The sequence below is a fragment of the Jingyaoa shaoxingensis genome, from assembly GCF_014385005.1.
Classification (GTDB): Bacteria; Bacillota; Clostridia; order Lachnospirales; family Lachnospiraceae; genus Marvinbryantia; species Marvinbryantia shaoxingensis.
The window spans coordinates 132,324-156,445 of sequence record NZ_JACRSZ010000009.1 but is presented as its reverse complement, the minus strand read 5'-3'; the positions used below and the strand labels follow the sequence as shown (position 1 = coordinate 156,445).

Here is a 24,122-nt window from a genome sequence, read left to right as displayed (position 1 = left end):
TTTAGCAATATTTTATTATCAAGGAACATTTTTGCACATATTTGACGCCCTGTGGTACTAAACTTACCACTTTTTCAGTGGCGTCCCTAAAGAGGTGGGAGTCATCTCACATCTGATATTATCTTCTATTCCCAGATGATCTGTGGCATTTCAAGCACCATTTCTTCCGGCAGGCAATCTATGCTGCGAACATCCATCGTGCCACATACCTGGCAAAATCTTACCTTTTCTCCCTGCTGCTGTGTCGTCGGCTCTGTTCTGGTTACCCAGTCAGACCAGACATGTCCATTGCATGGCACTACCTGCTGTTCTGTCAGTACTTCTCCGCATACCTCACAATGAGATCCTGCTGTCAGTCCCAGGCTCACACAGGTTGACATCACTGGTTTATCTGCCACTACGGTATGATCCAATACCGGTGCATCCGGATTATAATACTGATACACCTGATCAATAGAATTATAAAAGCTGTCTCCCGCAGTCATCACCCAGGTTGAATTCTGTGCACAGTCCAGCACCAGATATTCTGAATCAGATAATTTTCCGATCAACACTACATAATGTCCCAGCTGAGAGTAAGTTGGCAGGTGCACAATCACCGGACTGTACTGTCCCTGTCCATTGATATACTGTTCCACTCCGCCTGCCACATCCGGTGACAGATCCACAACACCCCATCCGGTGAAACAGGTCAATCCACCATACGCATCCAGCATCTGCTGTGGTGTCAGGTTCACTCCGATATAAGACATCGCCATAGAGATACTGGCGGTTCCACATTCGATGCCTGCCTGATTGCCCCAGCTTCCCCAGTAATTCCAGTCAAACAGACCACTTCCTGCAATCTGAGAAATATAGCGGATGGTTCCCACCTGTACTTCCGGTGTATAACCATACTGCAGTCTGGCATATGATGTACAGGTTGCCTTTTCTCCATTGATGGCAACCCAATCCGGATCCGGCAACTCTATATTACGAATCTGTTCCAGTTCTTTTTCGCCAAGATACTGTAATATATTATTGGCCAGAGGATTCGGATCCTTCTCCGGCTGATACTCCGGTTCCAGAATCAGTTCCTGCTCACTTTCTTCTGTATCCTGATCATGAATTTCTTCTGTTACTTCTTCTGTCTTAGTCTCTGCGATAACTTCTGCTTCTGTTTCAGTCTCTGCAACAACCTCTATTTCGGTTTCTTCCAGAAACTCCTCTGTAATCTCCTGACTATTCTCCTCTGCAGTTTCTTCCATGATCTCCTCAGAGATCTCTTCTGAATCTGCATGGTTCTCCCATGTATTTTCCTGTTCTTCCTCCGGCTGCTGTGGCTTCTGATCTTCCACTTTCTCACCATTACGCTCCTGTACTGTCTCTGCGACATTCTGTGCGGACGCATCCATTCTGTTTCCTGACAGCATGAAAGAAACAGTCAGCGCGGCTACCCACGCTGCCTGCATTCGTTTTTTATTCCTCATATTTCTTCTCTTCCCGTAACTGATATCCATTCACTCCAAGAAATGATAACATACTCTTCTTTTAATTACAATGTTTCCTGACAGAAAAAGAATCCCACCTGCGGGATTCTTTTAATGATATCTTATTGTACCGTTTTATTTTCCGGTGCATAGTTCTCGTATTTTGGAACTTTATGTGTCTGGATGGCCCAGACTGCTTCTGCTTCCGGTTTCCAGGTATCTGCGTAAGCCTTGCATTTCTCGCAAAGATGCTCTACGCTCTCCGGTGACTCAAGATTGGTTCCGTGAGCGCCGGTCTCATGTACCATCTTCTGCAGCAATTCCGGATTCTCCAGCATCGGGCACGGTCTTAAATGATTACGGTTAAACGGCTGTCCCTTGTGGTATGCCATGAACAGCGGACTCTGCAGAATCTCCAGAATAGAAGAATCATGAATATTCGCATTGGAGAAATGAATGAATACACATGGCTCTGCATCTCCCGCTGAATTAATATGGAAATAGTTCCTTCCACCTGCAATACATCCTCCTACGTATTCTCCATCATTCTGGAAATCCATCGGATAAAATTCAATATCAGATTCCATGGAACGCACATAACGGATACGTTCAATCATGTATTTTCTCTGCTCTACTGTCGGCATCAGTTCCGGAACGGCATTGTTACCAACCGGCATATAATGGAAATAGAATCCAAAACGGGCTCCCTTTTCAGAAATCATCTTGAAGAATTCATCACTGGTAACCGCTTCTATGTTATTTCTGGTATAGCAGATCGAGGTACCAAATACAATGCCGTATTTTTTCAGAAGATCCATGGCGTTCATAACTGTCGCATAATGACCTTCTCCTCTTCTGGCATCGTTAGTCTCCGGTGTACCTTCGATGGATAACATAAAGGTAATATTGCCAAGTCTGACCACTTCCTGACACATCTCATCATTGATCAGTGTGGAGTTGGTATATAAAGCAAAGTATGCATCATGATGCTTCTCTGCCAGACGGAAAATGTCCTTCATGCGAACCGTCGGTTCTCCACCGGTCAACATATACAGATATGTTCCCAGTTCTTTTCCTTCTGTTACGATCTTATCCATATCTTCGAAGCTCAGACTGTACTTGTGTCCGTAAGTACCTGACCAGCATCCTGTACAATGCATATTACAGGCGCTGGTCGGGTCAAATAAAATCAGCCACGGAATATTGCAGTTGTAGATCTCGCGGTTTTTTCGAATGGTCTTCGTTCCACGGATAAATGCCTCGAATCCCAGATTCATTAAAGTAACCTTCGCCACGTTCTTATCGGTCTCATCCAGAATCCGATTGATGTAACGCATCCATTTATTATCCGGATCCTGCATTGCACTTAATACTTTCTCATACGCTTCATCTGTAAAGTTCTTGCCCCAGAACTGTTTGATTATATCCAGAATCTCTTTGTAAGCTTTCTCCCGATCCTTATCAAACTTATTCACCATAACATCAACAATTGCTCCTACTGCCCTTCTCTGAATGGCATGTGATGCTTTATCTAATGCAGTCTTCATAATCAATTTCCTTCCATTCCATTCTTTTTGTAATACATATGTATCATATTTCATTATTGGGGATTATATCACCAAAAAAAATATGTTACAATAGTTTTTGAAATACAAAACAAAGGAGTCCCAAATGTACCATATTAAATCCGATAAACGTTCTCAGACCTCAGCAAAACTAATTTGTGACGCCATGCTGCGTTGTCTTGAAACCAAATCTTTTTCTGAAACCACCATCGTAGATCTGCAAAAAGAATCCACGGTAGGACGTTCCACTTTTTACCGTCTCTTCGACCGCACCGAAGATGTTCTGGAATACCTGTACGAACAGCGTATCCAGGAAATATACAATGGCTATCATCTGATACCGGAAGAAAAACGGCCTTCTTTTACCTTATACATCCTGAATGATCTCTACCACAATTCTGCGGTTCTGGAAGTATTGATCAAGAACAGTCTGATCCAGCCTATGCAAAAGATACATAACAAATATATTCCCGTTTATATACGGGAAGAATTCGGAAACAACAATTTTATTTCTATTACAGAAGATTATGCCTGCAGTCTCTTCAGTTCTCTGGTGGTGGGTATCATCTCTGTATGGATCCGTCATGATAAACGCGAGACCCCGGAAGAACTATATCATCTGCTGCAGGTATACCTTCATACTCTGTCCAAGATCAGCTAAGTAACAAACCGGCCTGCCGGGCAATTGTCTCCAGCAGATCTCCCTGAAGATAATAGGTGGTCTCAAAATGCAGATAGGACATGGATGCTTGGTCCCACAAGATCAAGATTTTGGACGGGAATTCCTCATCTGCATCCCAGTACTGAAACAATACAGAAAAATATGGGACCACCGGCATCTCAAAAGTCAGATCCGCTCCGGCAAGCCGTGGCTGCAGGGTGCCTCCCAGCTCTATACAGGCTTTTTTTACTGCTTCCACTTTTCCAGAAAATGCTTTTTCATATTTTTTTGCAAACACTTCTGCAGATGGGTTGCTGCCTGCTGCCGCAAATCCTGCCACCGGCTGCCACTGCCCGGTAAACGGCGGTAATATTTTTTCCCTTGAATAGCAGAGCAGATCATAGATCGTCATGACAATCGTATATTCTTTACATAGCTTCCATCCTTGCCCCTCTTCATATTCTATTGCTCCGTCAACCCGCTGAATACGATAATCCATTCCGATATACTTCAAATACAAATAGTCCTTATCATGCTCCAGTCCATACTTTTTTATCAACATATTCTGGTCATATTTCAAAAAATATTCTCGTCCTATGTATACCTGCTTTTCATAATTAGATTCCATTGTCTTCTCTCCGTTTCTTTTGTAAAGATATTAGGGGTAAAAGCTCCCAACTATGATACTAATCATACCTAATTTGGAAATCATCCATATTAAATGAAAAGAGCGAAATCATATCGACTTCACCCAAATTCTTTTTACAAATAATTCATTTTACCAGTCTGTTTCCATGTATCCATTTGCTTTTTGTTCTTTATTTCAACTATACCATAGTCTTTCCTTCATTTCTATGAAAATAAAACTTTTCTTGTTGTAATCAATTTCATACCATGATAATGGATGTTTTTGCTGTACTTGACGTTTCTGTTTATTTACGTTACAGTAATGCAGAAGTATTTTTTACAGGAGATCAAATTATTATGAATTTTTCACATGCAGAAGAAACGATAAAAGAACTTTGTTATAAGCTTTATTCCATTGACAGTCCTACCGGATTTACTGACCGTGTTTCGGATTACCTGATTCGCTATACCAGGGAGCTGGGATATGATGCTTACCATAACCGCCTGGGAAATGTCATTGTTCCTGTTCCGGGAAAAGACAGTGAACACAGTGTGGCATTAAGTGCCCATGTAGACACTCTTGGTCTGATGGTTCGTTCCATTACGAAAGATGGACAACTGATGTTTACCAAGATCGGCGGTCCGGTTCTTCCATCTCTGGACGGGGAATACTGCAAGATCTATACCCGTTCCGGAAGAGTCTATACCGGAACCATCCTTTCTCTTTCTCCGGCTGTTCATGTCTTTGATGATGCCAATACCAGACCAAGAGATGAGAAAAATATGGCTGTACGTCTGGATGAAGAAGTTCATTCCAAAGAGGATGTACTGGCTCTTGGCATCCAAACCGGCGACTTTATCTGTTATGATCCCAAAACAATAATTACAGAAAGTGGCTTTCTGAAATCCCGCTTTATTGACGATAAGGCCTGTGCTGCACTGGAACTGACTTTACTCGCATTGATGAAAGAGCAGTCTCTGACTCCGGCTTATACCACGTATATTTGTTTTTCTACTCATGAAGAAATTGGTTACGGAGGTGCCACTTTACCATCTGATCTGGATGAATTGTTAGTTGTAGATATGGGATGTGTGGGTGATGACCTGAACTGCACCGAACAGCAGGTAAGCATCTGTGCCAAGGATAATCTTGGACCATATGATTATGAAATGACTTCCAGACTGATTCATCTGTCTGCTGAACATGGTATCGATTACGCAGTAGATATTTATCCTCACTATGGTTCCGATGCCGGTCCGATGTGGCGTTCTGGAAAGGATACCAGGGCAGCACTGATTGGTCCCGGTGTTCATGCATCTCACGGTATGGAACGGACACATCTGTCTGGCATGATGGCTACTCTGAAGCTGATGAGTGCATATCTTGAACTTTAGTTTTATTTTTATCTTAAAAATCCCGGATGAACTTTTATCTGTTCATCCGGGATTTTGTCATTACTTATTCTTTTTTATTCAGCAGATGTATGTCCAAAGAAGAAGTATCCAAGTGTTGTGTAATGCAGACCTTTGATACCGTCGCTCAGCATGTATTTCTGTGTGTAGAAGTACAGTGGGCAAACACCATAATCCTGTCCGATTACCAGATCTTCTGCTTCGTGCATCAGTTTCATACGTTCTCCCTGATCCATTGTTCCTCTGATCTGATCAAGCAGTGCATCGTAATCAGCGTTGCTGTATTTCGCATCGTTGTTTCCGCCGCCTGTTTCCCACATATCGATGAAAGTCATAGGATCATTGTAGTCAGCAATCCAGCCGTGACGTGCGATAGAGTAATCACCTTTCTTACGGCTGTCGATGAAGGATACCCATTCCTGGTTGTTCAGAGTAACCGTTACACCAAGTACATCTTCCCACATAAACTGCAGAGCTTCTGCAACTGCTTTGTGAGCTTCACTTGTATTATACAGATATTCTACTACAGGGAAGCCTTCTCCGTCCGGATATCCAGCTTCTGCAAGCAGTTCTTTTGCTTTTTCACAATTTGCTTCGTAATCTGCATCTGTTGGTGCATAGTAATCTCCTCCAACTGTACGGAAGTCATCGCCTGTTGCACCATCTGCGTCATATACACCGTAAGGTACGAATCCGCCAGCTTCTACCTGACCCTGCTGTGTAACTTTTTCTACAATGTAAGTACGGTCAATTGCCAGTGTAAATGCTTCTCTTACAAGTGGATTGTCAAATGGTTCCTGTTCGTTATTGAAGCATACGAAGTATGTTCCAATGTAATCCAGAATCTTCAGATCGCCAGAAGCTACCAGACTTGTGATTTCTGCCTGTGGAACGTCCTCGATGAAATTCAGTTCTCCTGAATTAAATCCAGACAGCATAGCGTTCTGATCATCCATCAGTTTGAATGTAATGGTATCAGGCCCAAGTTCCTCTGCTCCATAGTATTCATCGTTCTTTGCTACTACGATTTCAGAGTTATGTGTCCAATCTGTCATCTTGTAAGGACCATTAGAAACATAAGTATCTACATCATATGTCCACTGATCTCCGTTTGCTTCGATGATGTCTTCACGAACAGGCATCAGTGCTGGGAATGCACAAAGTTCTTCGAAGTATGCCAGATCTGTTGAAAGGGTTACTTTAAATGTCTTATCATCTACTGCTTCTACACCCAGTTCAGATGGATCTTTCTTGCCATCGATAATATCCTGTGCATTTACGACATTTGCAATCATATAGCTGTAATCTGCAGCTGTGTTAGGATCTACCAGTCTTCTCCATGCATATGCAAAATCATTTGCTGTTACAGGTACACCGTCAGACCATTTGATACCGTCACGAAGATGGAAGGTATAGCTTACAGTACCGTCTTCATTTTCTTCTCTGTCATAGCTTTCTGCCTGTCCATAGGTAAGTGTGGATGAATCACAGGTTCCGTCAGATCCCACCTGTTCTTCTCCTGAATCTTCCCATGTCATCAGACCTTCGAAAAGGTGCAGCATCATGGTACCACCATCCAGTGTGGTGTTCTTCTGTGGGTCCATTGTCTGAGGTTCGGAAGCAAGGTTTACTGTGATATTGAAATCATCAGCACTTGCTGCGAAGCCAAACACGGAAGTTGCGATTGCTGTTGTAGCAATAAATGGCAACAGTTTTCTCATTTTCATAGTCTCTTCCTCCATTTCCCTTATGAAATATGATATATGATTGATAAACAGCGTCTTAGCTGTATTATCCAAGCATGTGGCATGCTGCCCAGTGCTCCGGTGCATGCTCTTTAAATTCTGGTACCTCTTTACGGCACTTATCTGTCGCATAAGGACATCTGGTGTGGAACTTACATCCTGTCGGAGGATTCATCGGAGATGGAATATCTCCTTCCAAAATAATACGCTGTCTCGTTCTGCTAAGCTGCGGATCCGGAACCGGTACTGCTGACAAAAGCGTCTTGGTATATGGATGAATCGGATTACGGTTCAACTCATAACTTTCAGCAAGCTCCATCATATTTCCCAGATACATAACTCCAATACGATTAGAGATATGACGTACTACAGACAAGTCATGGGCAATAAACAAATAGGTCAGTCCCATTTCTTCCTGCATATCTTCCAGCATGTTTACTACCTGTGACTGAATAGACACATCCAGTGCAGAAATTGGTTCATCGCAGACGATAAACTCCGGATTTACAGCCAGAGCTCTTGCGATACCTACTCGCTGCTGCTGACCACCGGAAAACTCATGCGGATAACGGTTAGCGTGTTCTGTATTTAATCCAACCTTTCCCAAAAGCTCTTTGATTCGATCATTACGGTCGTTTTTAGAAGAATATAATTTATGAATATCAAGTGCTTCTCCAATGATTTCTCCAACTGTCATTCGCGGATCCAGACTGGCTGAAGGATCCTGAAAGATAATCTGCATCTTACGACGATATGGAAGCATATTCACCTGCTTTGGCTTTGGTACTTTGATCTGCTTCAATGTACCGTCAGCTTCTGTCACCCATGGATTCTCTCCTTCAAAAATAGTCTCTCCATCGTATACAATCTTTCCGGAAGTCGGATCGTGAAGCTGAAGAATCGTACGTCCGAGAGTAGTCTTACCACAACCTGATTCTCCAACCAGTCCAAGTGTTTCTCCCCTGCGGATAAACAAAGAAATATCTTCCACAGCACGTACTCCCGGTCCTTTTAATCCCTTCACCGGAAAGTATTTCTTTAAATGATCAACGGAAACGAGGATATCGTTCTGATTACTCATTTTTCTTTCCCTCCGTTCCTTCTTTTTTCTGTGCCTCAATGGCATCCTGTACTCTCAGCCAGCATGCTGCTCTGTGATTGTCTCCCAGTTCCACATAAGGCGGCATCTTCTGAAGACAAACTTTCATTGCATGTTCACAACGCGGAGCAAACGGACATCCCTCAGGTGGATTCAACATATCAACCGGAGATCCCTCAATCGGAATCAGTCGTTCATAGCTTTCTGCGTCTACACGAGGCATGGAACGAAGAAGTCCCATGGTATATGGATGACCCGGTTCGTAGAAAATCTCATCTACCGGTCCCTGTTCTACCATCTTACCTGCATACATAACGGATACCTTGTCACATACTTCTGCCACTACTCCAAGATTATGGGTAATGAAAATAATACCCATATGATTCTTCTTCTGAAGTTCTTTCATCAGTTCCAGAATCTGTGCCTGGATTGTTACATCCAATGCTGTAGTCGGTTCATCTGCGATCAGCAGTTTCGGATGACAGATCAGTCCCATAGCAATCATAACACGCTGTCTCATACCACCTGAAAGTTCATGTGGATACTGCTTCATACGTTTTTCTACATTATTAATACCAACTTGCTCCAGCATCTCCATAGCACGTTTGTCTGCATCTTCTTTTGAAATACTCTTATCATGTGCCCGAAGTGCTTCTGTCAGCTGATTTCCGATCGTATATACCGGATTCAGACATGTCATTGGATTCTGAAAAATCATGGCAACCTGGCTTCCTCGATAATCAACCATCTCAGAAGATGTCTTTGCCAGCATATCTTCCCCTTCCAGCGTAATGGATCCTTCCATTACTTTACCAGGAGACTGTAAAAGTCCGATAATGGAATATGCCTCTACAGACTTTCCTGATCCTGACTCTCCTACAATACCCATTACTTCATCATAATCTACATCATAGCTGATACCATTCACAGCTTTTACTTCTCCTGCCGGGGTAAAGAAGGAGACATGCAGATTCTTTACTTCCAATAATTTCTGTTTCTTATCTTCGCTCATAATCTCTCTTCTCCTACTTCTTCAATCTTGGATCCAGCGCATCACGAAGTCCGTCACCAAACAGGTTCAGTGAAAGAATCATCAGACTCAGTATTACGGCCGGAATGAACAGTCTGTATGGATAGGTGTTCAGACCGCTTAATGCTTCTGAACACATGGAACCCAGACTGGTCAGCGGTGCAGATACACCTACACCTACGAAAGAAAGGAAAGACTCCAGGAAGATCGCAGACGGAATCTGAAGGAAAGTCGTCGTAACGATCTGTCCGATACAGTTTGGAAGCAGATGTCTTCGAATAATTCTTCCACCTTTTGCTCCCAGTGCTCTGGCTGCTGTTACATATTCCTGCTGTTTTAACTGCAGAATCTGCCCACGAATAATACGGCTCATGGTTACCCAGTATAATAAACCGAATGCAATAAACATAGAAATCAGGTTTGGTCCCAGAATGGTAACCAATTTCTGTAAGATACCATTACCGGAATTCTGGAACTGTTCCAATGCCGGCTTCAAGGTTGCGGATAAAAGCAGAATAATCAGCATCTCCGGAATGGAATAAATCATTTCTACGATACGCTGCATAACTGCATCCACTGCACCACCACAGTATCCGGATATGGATCCATACACAGCACCAATGATCAATACCAAAAGTGCTGCACAAATACCAACGGTAATGGAAACACGGGTACCTACCATAACTCGTACCATGATATCACGTCCCTGATCATCGGTTCCAAACACATGTGGGAAAACTTTTTCGCCTGACGCTTTACGCTCCAGTTCTTTTTCTGAATAACCGAATGGTTTTTTCTTCAAACCTAATTCTTTTGCTGCCTGACTCTCGGTAATGGTTTCTTCTTCCGCCTCAGAACTCTCTGCATTTACTGAGGCCTGTGCACGAATCTTTGCCTCTTCAATTCTGGAAAGCTTCTTACCGTTTGCTTCCGCTTCTGCTCTTGCCTGTTCTACTGCTTCATCCGGTGAAAGTACACCGGTACCGGTATGTTCTTCAATGTACGCATGAATGGCCTGTATATCTTCATACGTATAATGAGAAAGTCCCAAGGCTTCAGAGCCACGGATCTGCTGCTTATAAGTATAAGGAACTACCATTGGTCCGACAAATGCGAATAAGGTCAAAATAATAATAATAGCCAGGGCTACCATAGCCACCGTATTTTTGCGAAGTCTTCTCCATGCATCTTTCCAGTAAGACACACTCTTACGATCCTGAATGAAATTCTCTTTTTCTTCGGAAGTTGCCGGTTCAAATGCATTCTCCGGCAATTCTGCATTCCACTTCATAATATCATCTACATTCGGCTGAAGTGAACCGAACTTTTTATATCTCTTGTTCTCTGCCATCTCTAGTGTCCTCCATTCGACAAATTAATACGCGGATCCACCAGTTTATAACAGAGGTCGACTACCAGGTTCATAATAATAATAAAGGTAGCCAGGAAGATCGTTGTTCCCATAATTACCGGATAATCACGGTTCTGTATTGACTGAATAAAATATCTTCCAAGTCCCGGAATTGAAAATACTCTTTCTACTACCAGACCACCACAAAGTGTAAATGCAATCTGCGGTCCGAGATAGGTGATAACCGGAATCAATGCATTACGAAGAGCATGTTTGAAAATAATCTTATTGTTCTTCAGACCCTTTGCTTTTGCAGTCTTGATATATTCCTGATTAATGGAATCCAGCATAGCTGTTCTGGTCTGTCTGGAAAGATAACACATCGGATAAAATCCCAGTGCAAGACATGGCAGTACATAACTCTTGGCTGAACCATCAAATAAAGCCGGAAATACTTTTACTCCAGAAATCCCTCCGCATAAAGTATGAAGTAAAATCGTAGCAACTACGAAACCAGGCATGGAAATACCCAATGTACACACAATACGCAGGAGACTGTCTACCCAAGTACCTCTCTTAAATGCGGCAAGACAGCCAAGCGGCACACCTACCAAAACAGCCCATAAAAGTGCGATACTTCCAATCTTTGCAGATACCGGAAACATTTCCATAATAATGGATAATACTGCTCTGTTCTTCTGCATTTTAATCGAAGTACCAAAGTCTCCATGAAGAATATTACCAAGATACTTGACCATCTGTACCGGAACTGGCTGATCCAGTCCGTACTTTGCATTTAATGCATCAATTGTCGCCTGAGATGGCGCTTTTTCAGACAGCCACGGATTACCTGGTATCGCATTCATCAGTATGAATGTAAGACAGGCAACAACGAGCAGGGTAACGACTGCCATGAAAATTCTTCTAATCGTATACTTTCTCATCTTTCTTCTTCCTCTCTTGCTTTTTGCTACAACCCAGAGAGTCAGAAGCGCAAAAATACCATAAAAAGAATTCAGATGTTAGAAAAAGCATGCCTAAAAAGTTCTGGCATGCTCCACAATTTGCCTGAATTCCTTCTTTGTGTACCCCATTGTACTCATATCATCCCTAAATCGTAACTTTTACATACGAATTACAGTTATTATATAATCAATTGCAGTTATTGTCAATTGTCAACAATTTACAAGATATCCATAAAACGAAATAACTCCCAGAGTTTTTTCTCTGGGAGTATGTTCGTTCTTCATTGACTAAGCTTCTGTCGTAGCCTCTGTCGCAGCTTCTGTGGGTTTCTTCTGTCGTAGCCTCTGTCGCAGCTTCTGTGGGTTTCTTCTTCCGTTCCTTCTTCCTGCTCAGCTGCCTCATGATGATTTTATGAAGAAATATTATAAAATTCTATGCATATTTGCTCATAGGCTGCCGGATCATTGATGTTCTGAAAATAGCTTTCCGGTGCACCGGTATGATACAGGGAATATCCCACTGTATTTAAAAATCGATACACAGAGGATCTTCCTGACTCCAGAAAATCTGTAATTTCTTTATAAAGTCCGGCATCATATACTGCCATCAGGGATTCTTCTTTTCCGTTATGGCACAGCATCGTCACAGGCTTGTCTGCTTCTTCCATCGTATACTTTAGCAAACTGCGAAGTTCTTCCACCGGTACCAGTGGCGTATCTACCCCCAGTACCAGACATTTTGCTGTCTCTGCCTTTCGGAAACAGCTCTCCAGTCCTCCCAATGGTCCCTGACCCGGAATCCTGTCTGGCACGATTTCTTCACTGCACCGTTCTCCACGATAACCGGAGATCAGGATCTTTTTTGCTCCCAGCTGCCGTCCCTTTCTGATCTGTGTCTCCAGAAAAGTCTGTCCATCTAAAATCAGGTCTGACTTTTCTTTTCCCATACGGCTGCTGGCACCGCCAGCCAGAACTACCAATGTAAAATCTTCTGGTAAATGGCGGTCACTCGCTACTGCCGGTACTTCTTCCTGTAACTTATGATTATTTTCTGGCACAGTTGGCAGCCTCCCCGGTCAGAATCTGCAATCCGTGTTCCAGTGCCGGAATGATATATTCCAGACTTTCTCTGACAGCTTTCGGGCTTCCCGGCAGATTCACAATCAGTGTGCTCTTTCGGATCCCTGCTGCCGCACGGCTGAGCATGGCTCTGGGTGTGATCGTCATGCTGTATGCCCGCATAGCTTCCGGTATTCCCGGTACTTCCCGCTCCACAATGTCTTTTGTTGCCTCTGGCATACAGTCCCTTGATGAAAATCCGGTTCCACCCGTGGTCACAATCAGTTCTGCCATTTTCGCATCTGCGATTCTCGCCATCTCCTCTGCCAGCATCTTTCTGTCATCCGGCAAAAGGATGGTGTGTACCACTTCATATCCATTGGCTTCCAGAATCTCCCGGATTACCGGACCGCTCTTATCTTCTCTTTCTCCTGCATATCCAGAATCACTGGATGTAATAATTGCCGCTTTCATACTTTACCCTCCAATCTGGGACATCAGTCTGGCTTCGTCTTCATCCACTTCCTTAGAAGTAAAATGATGGCTGACCGGTTTCTCCCATATGACTTTCCGTATTGCTTCTGTCAGTTCTTCATCGGTGCAGCCTGAGCGCATCAGTCCTTTCAGATCTGTTCCTGTCTGATACTGCAGGCAGGCTTTTAAAAATCCTTCCGCCGTCATCCGTACACGGTTACACTGATCGCAGAACTTATGAGTCATGGCACTGATAAAACCAATTTTTCCCTGAAATCCTTCTATTCTATAATAATGGCAAGGTCCATTTCCATAACGCTCCTTCACCGGTGTCATGGTGCCATAAACCTTTTCCAGTATCTGACAGATCTCTTCTTCTCCCCGGAACTGAAATTCTCTTCCATATCCGATCGGCATCATCTCAATAAACCGGACATGAAGCGGATACTTTTTCGCCAGTCCCGCTACCGATACCAGATTTTCCGGACCCTCCAGCACCGGCACACAATTGATCTTCAGTCCAATCTGCGGATACTGAAGGACTGCTTCGATGCCTTCCAATACCTGATTCAGATTCTCCCGTCTGGTAACTTTAGCAAAAGAAGCCGCATCTAACGTATCCAGGCTGATATTGATATCATCGATTCCTGCAGCCGCCAGATCGGTCATTTGCTCACCCAGCAAGATTCCGTTAGTCGTTAGTGTTACCTTCTCGATACCATTCAGATTCTTCAACATTGCTACCAGGGTGGCGCATCCTTTCCGGGTCAGGGGTTCTCCTCCGGTCAGCTTAATCTTATGAACGCCAAGTCCTGTCATACACCGGCAGATTCTGGTAATCTCATCATAAGTGAGAATCTCCTTATGTGGTATTTGTGCAATTCCATTTTCCGGCATGCAGTACACGCATCTTAGATTGCATCGATCCGTAATGGATATTCGCAGGTAATCTATCTCTCTTCCAAACCTATCCTTCATACTAATCGTTCGGGTTTCGGTAAAGCCCGCTTTTTCCTCCACTTTTTTCTACCAGATGAATGCCAGTCAGTTCCATAGACTTATCAATTGCCTTACACATATCATAGATCGTCAGAAGCGCCACATTTACTCCGGTGAGTGCTTCCATCTCCACACCAGTCTGTCCTTCTGTCTTTGCCGTACAGATCGCCGTAATCTCCAGATGTTCTTCATCCAGTTCAAAGTCCACGGAACATTTCTGGATCATCAGCGGATGGCACATGGGAATCAGATGGGATGTCTGCTTCACCGCCATGATCCCAGCTACCCTTGCCACACCAAGTACATCACCTTTTTTGACACTTCCCTGTTTTACCGCATCCATCACCGCCTGACAGACACGGATCTTTCCCTTCGCAACAGCGGTTCTGGAAGTAGGTACTTTTCCAGATACGTCCACCATCACTGCATTGCCCTTCTGGTCAAAATGATTCAGCTTATTCTCCATCTATCTCACCTGTGTTTCCTTCGATTACGATCTCGTCACCTTCCGTCAGCACGCCTCCATGAAGGACTCTGGTAAAAATACCTTCCCGTGGCATGATGCAGTCTCCCATAATTTTGTAGATCTCACATCCACTGTGGCACTGCTTACCGATCTGAGTTACTTCCAGAAGCACATCCCCGCTTCGCAGTCTGGTGCCAACCGGAAGCATCTTCAGATCGTATCCGCTTACGATCAGATTTTCTCCAAATGCTCCATCGTCAATCGGTGCACCCTTTGCCTTAAATTCTTCTATTTTCTCATATGAAAGAAGGCTCACCTGACGATGCCATTTTCCGGCATGGGCGTCCTTCTCAATTCCAAAGTCTTCAATCAGCGTGGCACTGTGTATATTTTTCTTCTGAGTACCTTTTTTCTCACTGATATTGACCGCCATAATCTTTCCCATTTGATTTTCCTCCTTCATCCACTGATTCTCTCTTCCGAAACAATGAGATGTCTGTTATACTGTATCTATCATACCACATAGCAAACATGAATAAAAGAATAGATTTTTTGATTGGAGAAATTATGTATATTAACGAACAATACCAGAATCTGTCTTTACTGGGAAAAAAAGAATACCAATATATTGGAAGAGACAGGAAAATCTGTATTGAAGAAGAACAGGTGCTAAACGAACATGTCATAGATGTCTATGTCAATGACCGCCTGACCATGAAGCTGATCTGCCTGCCACAGCATCTGGCTGAGCTGGTTCTGGGGCGGCTTCTGACCGAGCAAATCATCACTTCCGCAGAGGATGTTGAGCATATTTATATCTGCGAATATGGAAAACGCGCCAAAGTTTACTTAAAAAATACAGCAGATACGAATGCACCTTTCACAGATTCCTTTGTGGAAGTCACCCCTACCTGCTGTACCGGCAATCATATTTTAAATAATTATTTTGTTTCGACAAAAGAGCCGGAAGTGCTCACCCCGATTCACTGGGAACCGGAATGGATTTTTCACATGGCAGATGCCTTCGCAGATGGCTCGCCTCTTCACAGTATCACTTTTGCCACCCATAGCTGCCTTCTGGCCAAAGAAGATCAGATTCTTTTTTCCTGCGAGGATATCGGTCGTCACAATGCTCTGGACAAGGTCATCGGTTATGCTCTTCGCCATAACATTGATCTGCATCAGTGCATGATCTATTCCAGCGGACGAATACCTACCGATATGACTATGAAAGCCATTCAGGCAGGTATTCCGGTTCTATCCAGCAAGGCTTCCCCTACTTCCGAAGCCATTGAACTGGCCAGAGAATATCATCTGACTCTGATCTGCGCAGCCAGAAGAGACCGCATGAAAGTCTTTACCAGCCCAGATCTTTGCAGTACTTCATCCGATGTCTGATCTGCTGCAAACACTCTTTTTATCCCAGATCTGCCGCATTCATCAATTGAACTTTTCCTTGACTTGCAAATATTATAGTGATATCATTCTGATATCAAATAGTTTTGTGATTCCAAAGGAGGAACATACAATGACAGAAAAAATTTTATCAACCAAAAAGAATGGCATGTTGGTAATGATTCTTACCATCTTTCTTTATGCTCTTGCTATCGGTGGCTGTATCGGATGTGGCATCGCACTGGCAAAAGGTGCCGTTCCGGTCCTTCCAGTTGTGGGTCTGGTTATCTGCTGTGCCTGGATGGCGCTGGGCTGGATCCTGTTTTTAGGTCTTCGGATCTTAAAACCGCAGGAAGCACTGGTACTAACTTTATTCGGAAAGTATATTGGCACCTTAAAAGATCCTGGATTCTACTTTGTGAATCCCTTCTGTGTCAGTGTGAACCCAGCTTCTAAGACAAAGCTTAGTCAGAGTGGCGATGTGGATACCAGTGCACAGAAAAATCTTTCTCTTTCCACATTACTTCTAAGTGGGAGCAATTCTTCTGACGCCTCACTGAGTAATAAGAAAATTTCTCTGAAGGTTATGACTCTGAATAATTCCCGTCAGAAGATCAATGACTGTCTGGGAAATCCGGTGGAAATCGGCATTGCCGTTACCTGGCGAGTGGTAGATACTGCAAAGGCCGTTTTCCATGTAGATAACTACAAGGAATATCTGTCGCTTCAGTGTGACAGCGCTCTGCGTAATATTGTCCGTCTCTATCCATATGATACTGCACCGGATGTAGACACTACGGGAGATGGCATTGCAGACGAAGGAAGCCTGAGAGGCTCCAGCGAGATTGTGGCAGAGCGAATCCGTAATGAAATTCAGGAAAAGGTCTCCGATGCAGGTCTGGAGATCATCGAAGCCCGTATTACTTATCTGGCTTATGCGCCTGAGATCGCAGCCGTGATGCTTCAGAGACAACAGGCTTCTGCTATTATCGATGCCAGAAAAATGATCGTAGACGGTGCCGTGGGCATGGTTGAAATGGCACTGGAACAGTTAAGTGAAAAAGACGTGGTAGAACTGGACGAAGAACGTAAGGCAGCCATGGTATCAAATCTTTTGGTCGTTCTCTGCGGAAATCATGACGCCCAGCCGGTAGTCAATTCAGGAAGTCTGTATTAATGGCTGAAAAAGACAATAAGAAAAAACAGGTTCCCTTACGTCTCTCTGCCAAGTTATATGATGCTATCGCTGCCTGGGCAGAAGATGACTTCCGCTCCGTCAACGGACAGATCGAGTACTTGCTGACCGAATGTGTCCGACAGCGGAAGAAAAATGGGAAATACGTATCCGAACATCTGGATGAACCACCGGAGTTGGATATCAAATAATGGTTTTCGTAAAAATCACCGTATCAGAGAAATTCATATCTCCAATACGGTGATCTTTTTATTTTGTAATTCGCAATGTTTTTATTTCAAATGGCATAAATGACATGACAAAGGTATCTCGATTTTCTTCCACCTCAATTTCTTCTTCCATCATAGAACATTCTCTTACATTCCATCCGGCTGCTGCTGTCATCTGTGCACGCTGTCGGCATCCAAATCCTTCATAGCACCTTACAATAAAACCATTGCCATCTTCAGCCGGCTTTATAGTCTCTGTAAAGATTCCAGGATGATTGCATATAAGCAGTGGCTGATATACACACTCTGCATCTTCCAATCCAGTTCCCATGAAACTGATCAGTGGCTGGTTTAAACTATATGCTTCTTTTTGTATCTGCGCTTTCCTGTAATCTCCCCTGTGAGGCATGAAGGAATATGTAAATTCATGATATCCCTGATCTACTGTATTTGGAAAAGACGGTGACCTAAGCAGTGTAAGTCTCATTTCCCCATCATGAATATCATATCCATACTTGCAGTCATTCATCAGTGCTGCCCCATAGTCTGGCTCAGCCAGATCGGCAAAGCGCTGCGCACAGGTTTCAAATCTCTCTGCATCCCACGAAGTGTTCGTATGTGTCGGACGCTGTACTGTTCCAAACTGGATCTCATACACTGCCTGATCAGCCAGAACATCCACCGGAAATAACACTTTCAGAAGTACATGTTCCTCTTTCCAGTCAATCATCGTATGGAAATCAATACGTTTACTGTCAGGATAAAAATAAATATCCTGGCAGATTCGTGAAGAAAGATACCTGCGAACCTGTCTGATACACATTCTTACCGGTCCCATTTCTGTAACTGTCATTTCTTCCAGTTCTCTGCATGCATATTCTTTTTCACGGTAATATGGACTTAACTCCCATGCATCGTACTGATACGGACGATCCTCAAAAGTTTCCAGCACATTTCCATTTCCTCTTAAAACTTCCCGTTCTTCCTCTTTATCATAGATGGATGCAATCGTACCATCCTGATCAAATACTACACGCAGACAGGATGTTTCTAAAGTGATTCCATCCCAGTTCCAGCATTCTTTTTCTGAAACTGAAGACTCCTTTATATCATATGCTGAAATACTTCCGGCTTTTGCATAGACATGAGCCAGATAATGATTCTCACCTGTTTTCTGTGCATACCATTTCTCCCCTGATGCATTCTGCATCTGAATCACTTCTGCCTGAGACTCATATTCAAATTCAACCTGTCCGTTTCTGTCAAAGCCCAGTGTATTTACAACTGCCAGTTGATTTTGCGGAACCGTCTCCGCAAGAATCTGCACGGCATTTTCTTTATTATTCTGAAATACCTTCTCTACCTGTCTGTATATTTCCTTCACATCATCGTAAACAGCCGTAATCGCAGATCCAGGCAATATGTCATGGAACTGATTGGTCAGGAATTGATGCAATGCTTTTTTCCACTCTGCCTTATCCCATATATAGTCCTCACATATACTCTGTGCTGCCGTCATCATAAACTCAGCTCTCTGCAGAAGATTTTCCATCTGCCGATTCATGCGTTTGACCATTGCCACTGATGTATAAGTTCCTCTATGGAATTCCAGATACAATTCTCCATTCCATACCGGAAGGTGTTTCTGACCCTGTACACTTTTTTCCAGATCTTCAAAAAACTCACGGGATGTGGAAAACTTCACTCTTGGACAGCCTGGTATCCCCTTTTCCATCCGGATACCTTTTTCAATCATTTCCCTTGTGGTACCGCCGCCGCCATCTCCATAACCGAACGGAATCAGAAATTCCTGATTCAGACTTTTCTGACTGTATCTTTTCCATCCTCCCATTACATAATCCGGTTCTAATACACCGTTATAAGTTGTGATATGAGGACTTCTTGCAAATCCAAATGGATTATAATTTACCGTATCATACTGTTTCGCCGGAGCAAAATGTGTCAGAATCTCCGTTCCGTCAATTCCTTTCCACATAAAGGTATCATATGGAATTTTGTCCACTTCATTCCAGCTTATTTTCGTCGTCATAAAATACTGTATGCCGCTTTTCTTACAGATCTGCGGTAAGGCTGCGGAATATCCAAACACATCCGGAAGCCACAGAATGACATTTTCTTTTCCAAACTTTTCCCTGAAATATGCTTTTCCTTCCAGGAACTGTCTGATCAGACTTTCACCGGATGTAAGGTTGCAGTCTGCTTCTATCCACATGCCGCCTTCTGCTTCCCAGCGTCCCTGCTCTATATACCGGCGGATCTTCTCAAACTGTTCTGGCTGTGCCTCTTCCATATATTCATACAGCTGTGGCTGAGATGACATGAAACGGTATTCCGGATACTCTTCCATCAGTTTCAATACCGTACGAAAGCTTCTCTGGGTTTTCATTTTCGTATGGGAAAACTGCCACATCCATGCCACATCAATATGGGTATGTCCTACGGAATAAGCCATACCATCTCCCGACTCTTCTTTCTCATACACCCCTTCCCGAATAATTTTTCTGGCTTTCGCCATGGATTCCAAATTCTCCGTGCTCCCCGGGCAGCGCAAATCAACCTCGTTAATTGCCTGATTCAGTACCCTGATAATTTTCCGTCCTGCTTCACTTTCCTGATCTGCATATTTTACAACTTCATAGGCTGTTTTCAGATCATAATACAGTTCTTCTACTATTGGCTCCGTACAATACAGACGAATGGCAAACATTCCAGGGCGGTTCTCTTTGTCACTCCAGCTGCGGTCACGGATAGACATTCCGGACCATGCCTGAATTTCAAGATCTACTGTTTCTCCTGCATGAGCTTTTTCTCTTAACAGACATTCTTCATGATAGATATCCATACCCTGCAGTGGTGCGCCGTTACAGTATAGCAAAAACTGTGGATTCTGTGCATACCAGTCTCTCTTATCCTGGGCAATCTCTACCCATAGCTTTTTACCTTCCATGACTTCCGGCACAGTGAAGCCATACCGAAACCATCCATACCGGTCAAATCCTCCCCATTTATCCATCGGATAAAAATCTTCCATCTGTTCCGGATCTTCCGGTCTTTCCTGACCTTCACAATACTTTATTTTCTCCGGTATAAAAACATCTGTCATCATGCAGGATCGAATATCCGTAATTGCCTGACTGATTCTCTCCAGTTCAAATGCATCTACCTGATTCATCTTTTCACCTAACCTTTCGCTGCACCAGAAAGGCTGAAGCCTTTTGACATATAATTCTGTGATAATACATACAACAATACAGACGGCAGCGTATAGATAATGGAATATGCTGCCAATGGTCCATAGTCAATCAGTCCATACTGCCCAAAGAACTGATACAATTTCACAGATGCCGGCAGTTTATCTGCTGAACTCAGTAAAATAAACGGAACGAAGAAATTACCCCAGCTCTTGGAAAACGTATAGATAAACACGGTACAGATTCCAGGGAACATCAACGGAAGTACCACTTTTCTGATGGAGGTCATTGTCGTAGCGCCATCTACCCAGGCTGCTTCTTCCAGTTCTGCCGGTACAGCATCCATAAAATTCTTCATCAGCCAGATTCCGTATGGCAAAGATGCTGCTGACAGATACAGGATGACTCCCCACAGGCTGTCAAGCATACCAAGTGACAGGTACATCTTATATACCGGTACAATTACTGCAATCATTGGCAATGCGGTCATGAAAAGAATAATATTCATAAATGCTTTTTTATAACTTAATCTGTATCGGGATAATGGATAAGCCGCCAGGCAGGACAACACCACTACCAACAAAGATTCTACAAAAGAGATTGCAAAACCAACTCCATAAGCTTTCAGATTATCTGCATTTGTCAGTACACTGACATAATTTCCAATTGTCACAGAAAGCGGTGCTTTCAATGCATCACTGGCATTTGGATCAAGAGAAGCTACTACAATCCATACCAGCGGTGTGAGAAATGTAAGAGCCATAAAGGCTAAAACAATATAATGTAATCGATTTACTCTGGTATTACTCATTATGCTATGTAACCTCCTATTTTTCCTTCGTGCCTAAAATTCTTGTATAAAGGATACTGCAAATCACACCCACAAATAAAATCAGCATACCGATCGCAGTGCCAAATCCAAGCTGCATACCTTTTAACCCCTGATTATACATATAGATAGGCAGTGTAGTTGTCTTATTGGCAGGACCGCCTCCGGTCATGGCATAGATCAGTCCATATACTCCCAGGGTAGACAACGTATTTAACATGATATTTGTGGCAATGGTATCTTTGATACATGGAATAATGATTTTCCATAATACCTGAACACGATTTGCACCATCCACCCTTGCTGCTTCCTCAATATCTCCTGACACATTATCCAGTGCTGACTGGAAATTCAACATAGAAAATGCAGTACCATGCCATATATTGGCAATAATAACGGAAATCATCGGATGTTCATAAAGCCAGGAAATATTTCTCACTCCAACGATTCCAAGAATCGCATTTAAAGTTCCGTTTTCTTTAAAAAATGCCATAAAACACAGGGCTACTACGATCTCTGGCATTACCCATCCAATCAAAAAACACGGTCCTACCACACTGCGAAATACTCTTGCTTTCTGTTTCATAAAATACGCAATCAGAAATCCCAGTATGGTCTGCCCTGCCAGACTTCCCACCAGAAAGATCAGCGTATTTTTAATACTTGTGATTGTTGTTGGATCTGTAAGCATTCTTTTATAGTTTGACAATCCTACAAACTGCAGATTCTGAGCGTTTGAGCCACTGAGTGCAAGATTCGTAAATGAATAATAGATTGTCAGAATAATCGGTACTATGAAAAAACAAAGTAAGACAATCACTGCCGGCAGCAATAACACCGATTTTTTTAATTCCTCTACAATCCCATACTTCTGTTTTGTGAACATCGTTTCGATCCTTTCCTAAAAAAATGAGGCAGTCCGAGAACTGCCTCGCATACATAAATCAGCTTATTTTTCCACTACATTTTCTTCGCCAACAGTACGTGTCACGTCAGATGCATACTGATTCATGGCATCCTCCGGTGATCCGCCTGATACAACAGTCTCCACCATAGACTGAATGTAGGTAGTTACAACAGAGTACTGTTCATTCTGTGGTCTGAAAAATGCATTGTCAAGAAGTGCGGTTGCTTCTTCCTTATAAGGCTGTGATTTGTATTCTTCATCTTCAGCAGCATCTGTTCTTGTTACAATATTTCCCTGTGTAATGACAGACTGTGTATAGACTGGTGGCTCCATTAACTGCTCGATAAATGAGAATGCTGCATCTTTTTCATCTGAATTTTCTGGAACCGACAGTGTCCATCCTCCTGACATGGTAACGGTTCCGTCTCCATTCTGTTTTGGCATTGCTGCAAATCCCATGATATCTTCATATTCGGCCCATGGTGCTGCACCGGTGTCTTTCCAGTTTGCACTGATCCATGCACCATCCATCAGGATTGCAAGCTTCTGCTGTGGCAGATATTCTCTTCTTGCTGTGTTGGTTGCCTGTCCATTTAATACCAGCGATAAGGAAGGGCCATATCCGTTTGTATAAATATCACTGATAAACTGCAAAGTATCCTGAATTGCCTGACTCTTTACGATCCATTTTCCGTCATCATCTAACAGTTTTTCGCCTGTTCCATAGAGAAGCATTTCATAGGTCTGCATAGATGTTGCTTCACCAGTTGCCACACCTGAGTTACACCAGAATGGAATCACATCCGGTACATTTTCTTTGATTGCTGCGCATGCATCCAAAATATCCTGCCAGCTTTCCGGCTGCCAGTCTTCCGGAAGACCAGCCTGTTTGAAGATCTCTTTGTTGTACCAGATTCCTCTCGTATCTGTACAATATGGAACACCATATACTGATCCGTCTGCTGCAATAGAACCGGCTTTCATAGTGTCGTAATACGTTCCATCATTCCATGCATCGTAGCCTGCAAGGTATTCATCCAGATTTGTCAGATATCCTGCACTTACGTCATTTGGAAGCTGGAAAGTATCTTCAAATACCACATCCGGGCAAGTGTTGGCATCTGCAAGTTCCAGTGCTACTTTGGTATAATAATCTGATTCAGATCCGGTGATTGTTGCAATTTCCAGCTCATACTGATCTTTCAGGTCCCAGTTTTCATATGCACTGTTTACCCATACATACCATGGGTGATTTTCTCCCTGTCCATCATCTTTAAATGTAACTGTCAGCTTCTGTTTTCCATCTTCTGCAGATGCAGTAACTGCTACGGATGCCAGCATTCCTGCAACCATTGCTGCTGTTAAAAGAGCCCCCATTACTTTACGTTTCATCATTTTCCTTCTCCTTTTCTTTCGGTCGTTACCTCTTTTTGATGATCATATTCTAGCATT

At 43.2% G+C, this 24,122-nt stretch carries 22 protein-coding genes; 5 read left to right on the top strand and 17 right to left on the bottom strand.

What is annotated here, in order from left to right:
- Positions 1-125 precede the first annotated feature (125 nt).
- Both H8716_RS10305 and H8716_RS10300 read right to left on the bottom strand, forming a co-directional pair.
- On the bottom strand, positions 126-1,469 hold the full coding sequence (locus H8716_RS10305; RefSeq protein ID WP_249308688.1) for a cysteine peptidase family C39 domain-containing protein: 1,344 nt from the start codon (positions 1,467-1,469) through the stop codon (positions 126-128).
- Between the two features lie 122 nt (positions 1,470-1,591).
- Positions 1,592-3,016: a radical SAM protein gene (locus H8716_RS10300; RefSeq protein ID WP_249308685.1), complete on the bottom strand. Its 1,425-nt coding sequence runs from the start codon at positions 3,014-3,016 to the stop codon at positions 1,592-1,594.
- Positions 3,017-3,140: 124 nt separating this feature from the next.
- Here H8716_RS10300 and H8716_RS10295 point away from each other — a divergent pair, with 124 nt between their 5' ends.
- A complete protein-coding gene (locus tag H8716_RS10295; protein ID WP_249308683.1) occupies positions 3,141-3,695 on the top strand; it encodes a TetR/AcrR family transcriptional regulator in 555 nt (184 codons plus the stop codon).
- Here the strand turns inward: H8716_RS10295 and H8716_RS10290 are convergent.
- Positions 3,688-4,323 (bottom strand): DUF3786 domain-containing protein, encoded by a 636-nt coding sequence (locus tag H8716_RS10290; protein WP_249308680.1) that lies wholly within the window; start codon positions 4,321-4,323, stop codon positions 3,688-3,690. The two genes, H8716_RS10295 and H8716_RS10290, sit on opposite strands and share 8 nt — an antisense overlap.
- 356 nt (positions 4,324-4,679) lie before the next feature.
- Here H8716_RS10290 and H8716_RS10285 point away from each other — a divergent pair, with 356 nt between their 5' ends.
- Positions 4,680-5,717, top strand: a complete 1,038-nt coding sequence (locus tag H8716_RS10285; RefSeq protein ID WP_249308678.1) for a M42 family metallopeptidase — start codon at positions 4,680-4,682, stop codon at positions 5,715-5,717.
- 74 nt (positions 5,718-5,791) lie between these two features.
- On the opposite strand, the gene H8716_RS10280 is transcribed toward H8716_RS10285, so the two are convergent.
- The 10 genes from H8716_RS10280 to H8716_RS10235 form a co-directional block, all read right to left on the bottom strand.
- Complete coding sequence (locus H8716_RS10280) at positions 5,792-7,462, bottom strand: peptide ABC transporter substrate-binding protein (RefSeq protein WP_249308675.1); 1,671 nt, start codon at positions 7,460-7,462, stop codon at positions 5,792-5,794.
- Between the two features lie 64 nt (positions 7,463-7,526).
- Positions 7,527-8,561: an ABC transporter ATP-binding protein gene (locus tag H8716_RS10275; RefSeq protein WP_249308674.1), complete on the bottom strand. Its 1,035-nt coding sequence runs from the start codon at positions 8,559-8,561 to the stop codon at positions 7,527-7,529.
- On the bottom strand, positions 8,554-9,591 hold the full coding sequence (locus H8716_RS10270; RefSeq protein ID WP_249308673.1) for an ABC transporter ATP-binding protein: 1,038 nt from the start codon (positions 9,589-9,591) through the stop codon (positions 8,554-8,556). Before H8716_RS10270 ends, H8716_RS10275 begins: the two co-directional genes overlap by 8 nt.
- A gap of 13 nt (positions 9,592-9,604) precedes the next feature.
- The gene (locus H8716_RS10265) at positions 9,605-10,960 is read right to left on the bottom strand and encodes an ABC transporter permease (RefSeq protein ID WP_249308672.1); all 1,356 of its coding nucleotides are present in this window, start codon (positions 10,958-10,960) and stop codon (positions 9,605-9,607) included.
- 2 nt (positions 10,961-10,962) lie between these two features.
- Entirely contained in the window at positions 10,963-11,904 is a 942-nt protein-coding gene (locus H8716_RS10260) for an ABC transporter permease (protein ID WP_249308671.1), read from the bottom strand.
- 431 nt (positions 11,905-12,335) lie between these two features.
- Positions 12,336-12,983 carry a molybdenum cofactor guanylyltransferase gene (mobA, locus tag H8716_RS10255; protein ID WP_249308670.1) on the bottom strand — a complete coding sequence of 216 codons (648 nt, stop codon included), beginning with the start codon at positions 12,981-12,983 and terminating at the stop codon, positions 12,336-12,338.
- Positions 12,970-13,458: a MogA/MoaB family molybdenum cofactor biosynthesis protein gene (locus tag H8716_RS10250; protein ID WP_249308668.1), complete on the bottom strand. Its 489-nt coding sequence runs from the start codon at positions 13,456-13,458 to the stop codon at positions 12,970-12,972. Before H8716_RS10250 ends, mobA begins: the two co-directional genes overlap by 14 nt.
- Before the next feature lie 3 nt (positions 13,459-13,461).
- The gene (moaA, locus tag H8716_RS10245) at positions 13,462-14,436 is read right to left on the bottom strand and encodes a GTP 3',8-cyclase MoaA (RefSeq protein WP_249308666.1); all 975 of its coding nucleotides are present in this window, start codon (positions 14,434-14,436) and stop codon (positions 13,462-13,464) included.
- Between the two features lies 1 nt (position 14,437).
- A complete protein-coding gene (moaC, locus tag H8716_RS10240) occupies positions 14,438-14,923 on the bottom strand; it encodes a cyclic pyranopterin monophosphate synthase MoaC (RefSeq protein ID WP_249308664.1) in 486 nt (161 codons plus the stop codon).
- Positions 14,913-15,368: an MOSC domain-containing protein gene (locus tag H8716_RS10235; RefSeq protein WP_249308661.1), complete on the bottom strand. Its 456-nt coding sequence runs from the start codon at positions 15,366-15,368 to the stop codon at positions 14,913-14,915. The genes moaC and H8716_RS10235 overlap by 11 nt, the downstream gene beginning before the upstream one ends.
- Before the next feature lie 122 nt (positions 15,369-15,490).
- Here H8716_RS10235 and fdhD point away from each other — a divergent pair, with 122 nt between their 5' ends.
- The 3 genes from fdhD to H8716_RS10220 all read left to right on the top strand — a co-directional run bounded on the left by fdhD (position 15,491) and on the right by H8716_RS10220 (position 17,704).
- On the top strand, positions 15,491-16,321 hold the full coding sequence (fdhD, locus tag H8716_RS10230; protein WP_249308659.1) for a formate dehydrogenase accessory sulfurtransferase FdhD: 831 nt from the start codon (positions 15,491-15,493) through the stop codon (positions 16,319-16,321).
- 130 nt (positions 16,322-16,451) lie between these two features.
- Positions 16,452-17,495: an SPFH domain-containing protein gene (locus H8716_RS10225; protein WP_249308656.1), complete on the top strand. Its 1,044-nt coding sequence runs from the start codon at positions 16,452-16,454 to the stop codon at positions 17,493-17,495.
- Positions 17,495-17,704 (top strand): PTS ascorbate transporter subunit IIC, encoded by a 210-nt coding sequence (locus tag H8716_RS10220; protein WP_117447483.1) that lies wholly within the window; start codon positions 17,495-17,497, stop codon positions 17,702-17,704. The genes H8716_RS10225 and H8716_RS10220 overlap by 1 nt, the downstream gene beginning before the upstream one ends.
- A 58-nt stretch (positions 17,705-17,762) precedes the next feature.
- Here H8716_RS10220 and H8716_RS10215 read toward each other — a convergent pair whose 3' ends face one another.
- The 4 genes from H8716_RS10215 to H8716_RS10200 form a co-directional block, all read right to left on the bottom strand.
- The gene (locus H8716_RS10215; RefSeq protein WP_249308655.1) at positions 17,763-20,915 is read right to left on the bottom strand and encodes an alpha-mannosidase; all 3,153 of its coding nucleotides are present in this window, start codon (positions 20,913-20,915) and stop codon (positions 17,763-17,765) included.
- A gap of 8 nt (positions 20,916-20,923) precedes the next feature.
- Positions 20,924-21,745: a carbohydrate ABC transporter permease gene (locus tag H8716_RS10210; protein WP_249308653.1), complete on the bottom strand. Its 822-nt coding sequence runs from the start codon at positions 21,743-21,745 to the stop codon at positions 20,924-20,926.
- Positions 21,746-21,761: 16 nt separating this feature from the next.
- A complete protein-coding gene (locus H8716_RS10205) occupies positions 21,762-22,649 on the bottom strand; it encodes a carbohydrate ABC transporter permease (protein WP_249308651.1) in 888 nt (295 codons plus the stop codon).
- Positions 22,650-22,712: 63 nt separating this feature from the next.
- Complete coding sequence (locus H8716_RS10200) at positions 22,713-24,065, bottom strand: extracellular solute-binding protein (protein WP_249308650.1); 1,353 nt, start codon at positions 24,063-24,065, stop codon at positions 22,713-22,715.
- Positions 24,066-24,122: the final 57 nt, after the last annotated feature.

Bases quoted from the DNA above. Each gene is read 5' to 3' on its own strand.
- H8716_RS10305 (WP_249308688.1), bottom strand. From the start codon at position 1,469: ATGAGGAATAAAAAACGAATGCAGGCAGCGTGGGTAGCCGCGCTGACT.
- H8716_RS10300 (WP_249308685.1), bottom strand. From the start codon at position 3,016: ATGAAGACTGCATTAGATAAAGCATCACATGCCATTCAGAGAAGGGCA.
- H8716_RS10295 (WP_249308683.1), top strand. From the start codon at position 3,141: ATGTACCATATTAAATCCGATAAACGTTCTCAGACCTCAGCAAAACTA.
- H8716_RS10290 (WP_249308680.1), bottom strand. From the start codon at position 4,323: ATGGAATCTAATTATGAAAAGCAGGTATACATAGGACGAGAATATTTT.
- H8716_RS10285 (WP_249308678.1), top strand. From the start codon at position 4,680: ATGAATTTTTCACATGCAGAAGAAACGATAAAAGAACTTTGTTATAAG.
- H8716_RS10280 (WP_249308675.1), bottom strand. From the start codon at position 7,462: ATGAAAATGAGAAAACTGTTGCCATTTATTGCTACAACAGCAATCGCA.
- H8716_RS10275 (WP_249308674.1), bottom strand. From the start codon at position 8,561: ATGAGTAATCAGAACGATATCCTCGTTTCCGTTGATCATTTAAAGAAA.
- H8716_RS10270 (WP_249308673.1), bottom strand. From the start codon at position 9,591: ATGAGCGAAGATAAGAAACAGAAATTATTGGAAGTAAAGAATCTGCAT.
- H8716_RS10265 (WP_249308672.1), bottom strand. From the start codon at position 10,960: ATGGCAGAGAACAAGAGATATAAAAAGTTCGGTTCACTTCAGCCGAAT.
- H8716_RS10260 (WP_249308671.1), bottom strand. From the start codon at position 11,904: ATGAGAAAGTATACGATTAGAAGAATTTTCATGGCAGTCGTTACCCTG.
- H8716_RS10250 (WP_249308668.1), bottom strand. From the start codon at position 13,458: ATGAAAGCGGCAATTATTACATCCAGTGATTCTGGATATGCAGGAGAA.
- moaA (WP_249308666.1), bottom strand. From the start codon at position 14,436: ATGAAGGATAGGTTTGGAAGAGAGATAGATTACCTGCGAATATCCATT.
- moaC (WP_249308664.1), bottom strand. From the start codon at position 14,923: ATGGAGAATAAGCTGAATCATTTTGACCAGAAGGGCAATGCAGTGATG.
- H8716_RS10235 (WP_249308661.1), bottom strand. From the start codon at position 15,368: ATGGGAAAGATTATGGCGGTCAATATCAGTGAGAAAAAAGGTACTCAG.
- fdhD (WP_249308659.1), top strand. From the start codon at position 15,491: ATGTATATTAACGAACAATACCAGAATCTGTCTTTACTGGGAAAAAAA.
- H8716_RS10225 (WP_249308656.1), top strand. From the start codon at position 16,452: ATGACAGAAAAAATTTTATCAACCAAAAAGAATGGCATGTTGGTAATG.
- H8716_RS10220 (WP_117447483.1), top strand. From the start codon at position 17,495: ATGGCTGAAAAAGACAATAAGAAAAAACAGGTTCCCTTACGTCTCTCT.
- H8716_RS10215 (WP_249308655.1), bottom strand. From the start codon at position 20,915: ATGAATCAGGTAGATGCATTTGAACTGGAGAGAATCAGTCAGGCAATT.
- H8716_RS10210 (WP_249308653.1), bottom strand. From the start codon at position 21,745: ATGAGTAATACCAGAGTAAATCGATTACATTATATTGTTTTAGCCTTT.
- H8716_RS10205 (WP_249308651.1), bottom strand. From the start codon at position 22,649: ATGTTCACAAAACAGAAGTATGGGATTGTAGAGGAATTAAAAAAATCG.
- H8716_RS10200 (WP_249308650.1), bottom strand. From the start codon at position 24,065: ATGATGAAACGTAAAGTAATGGGGGCTCTTTTAACAGCAGCAATGGTT.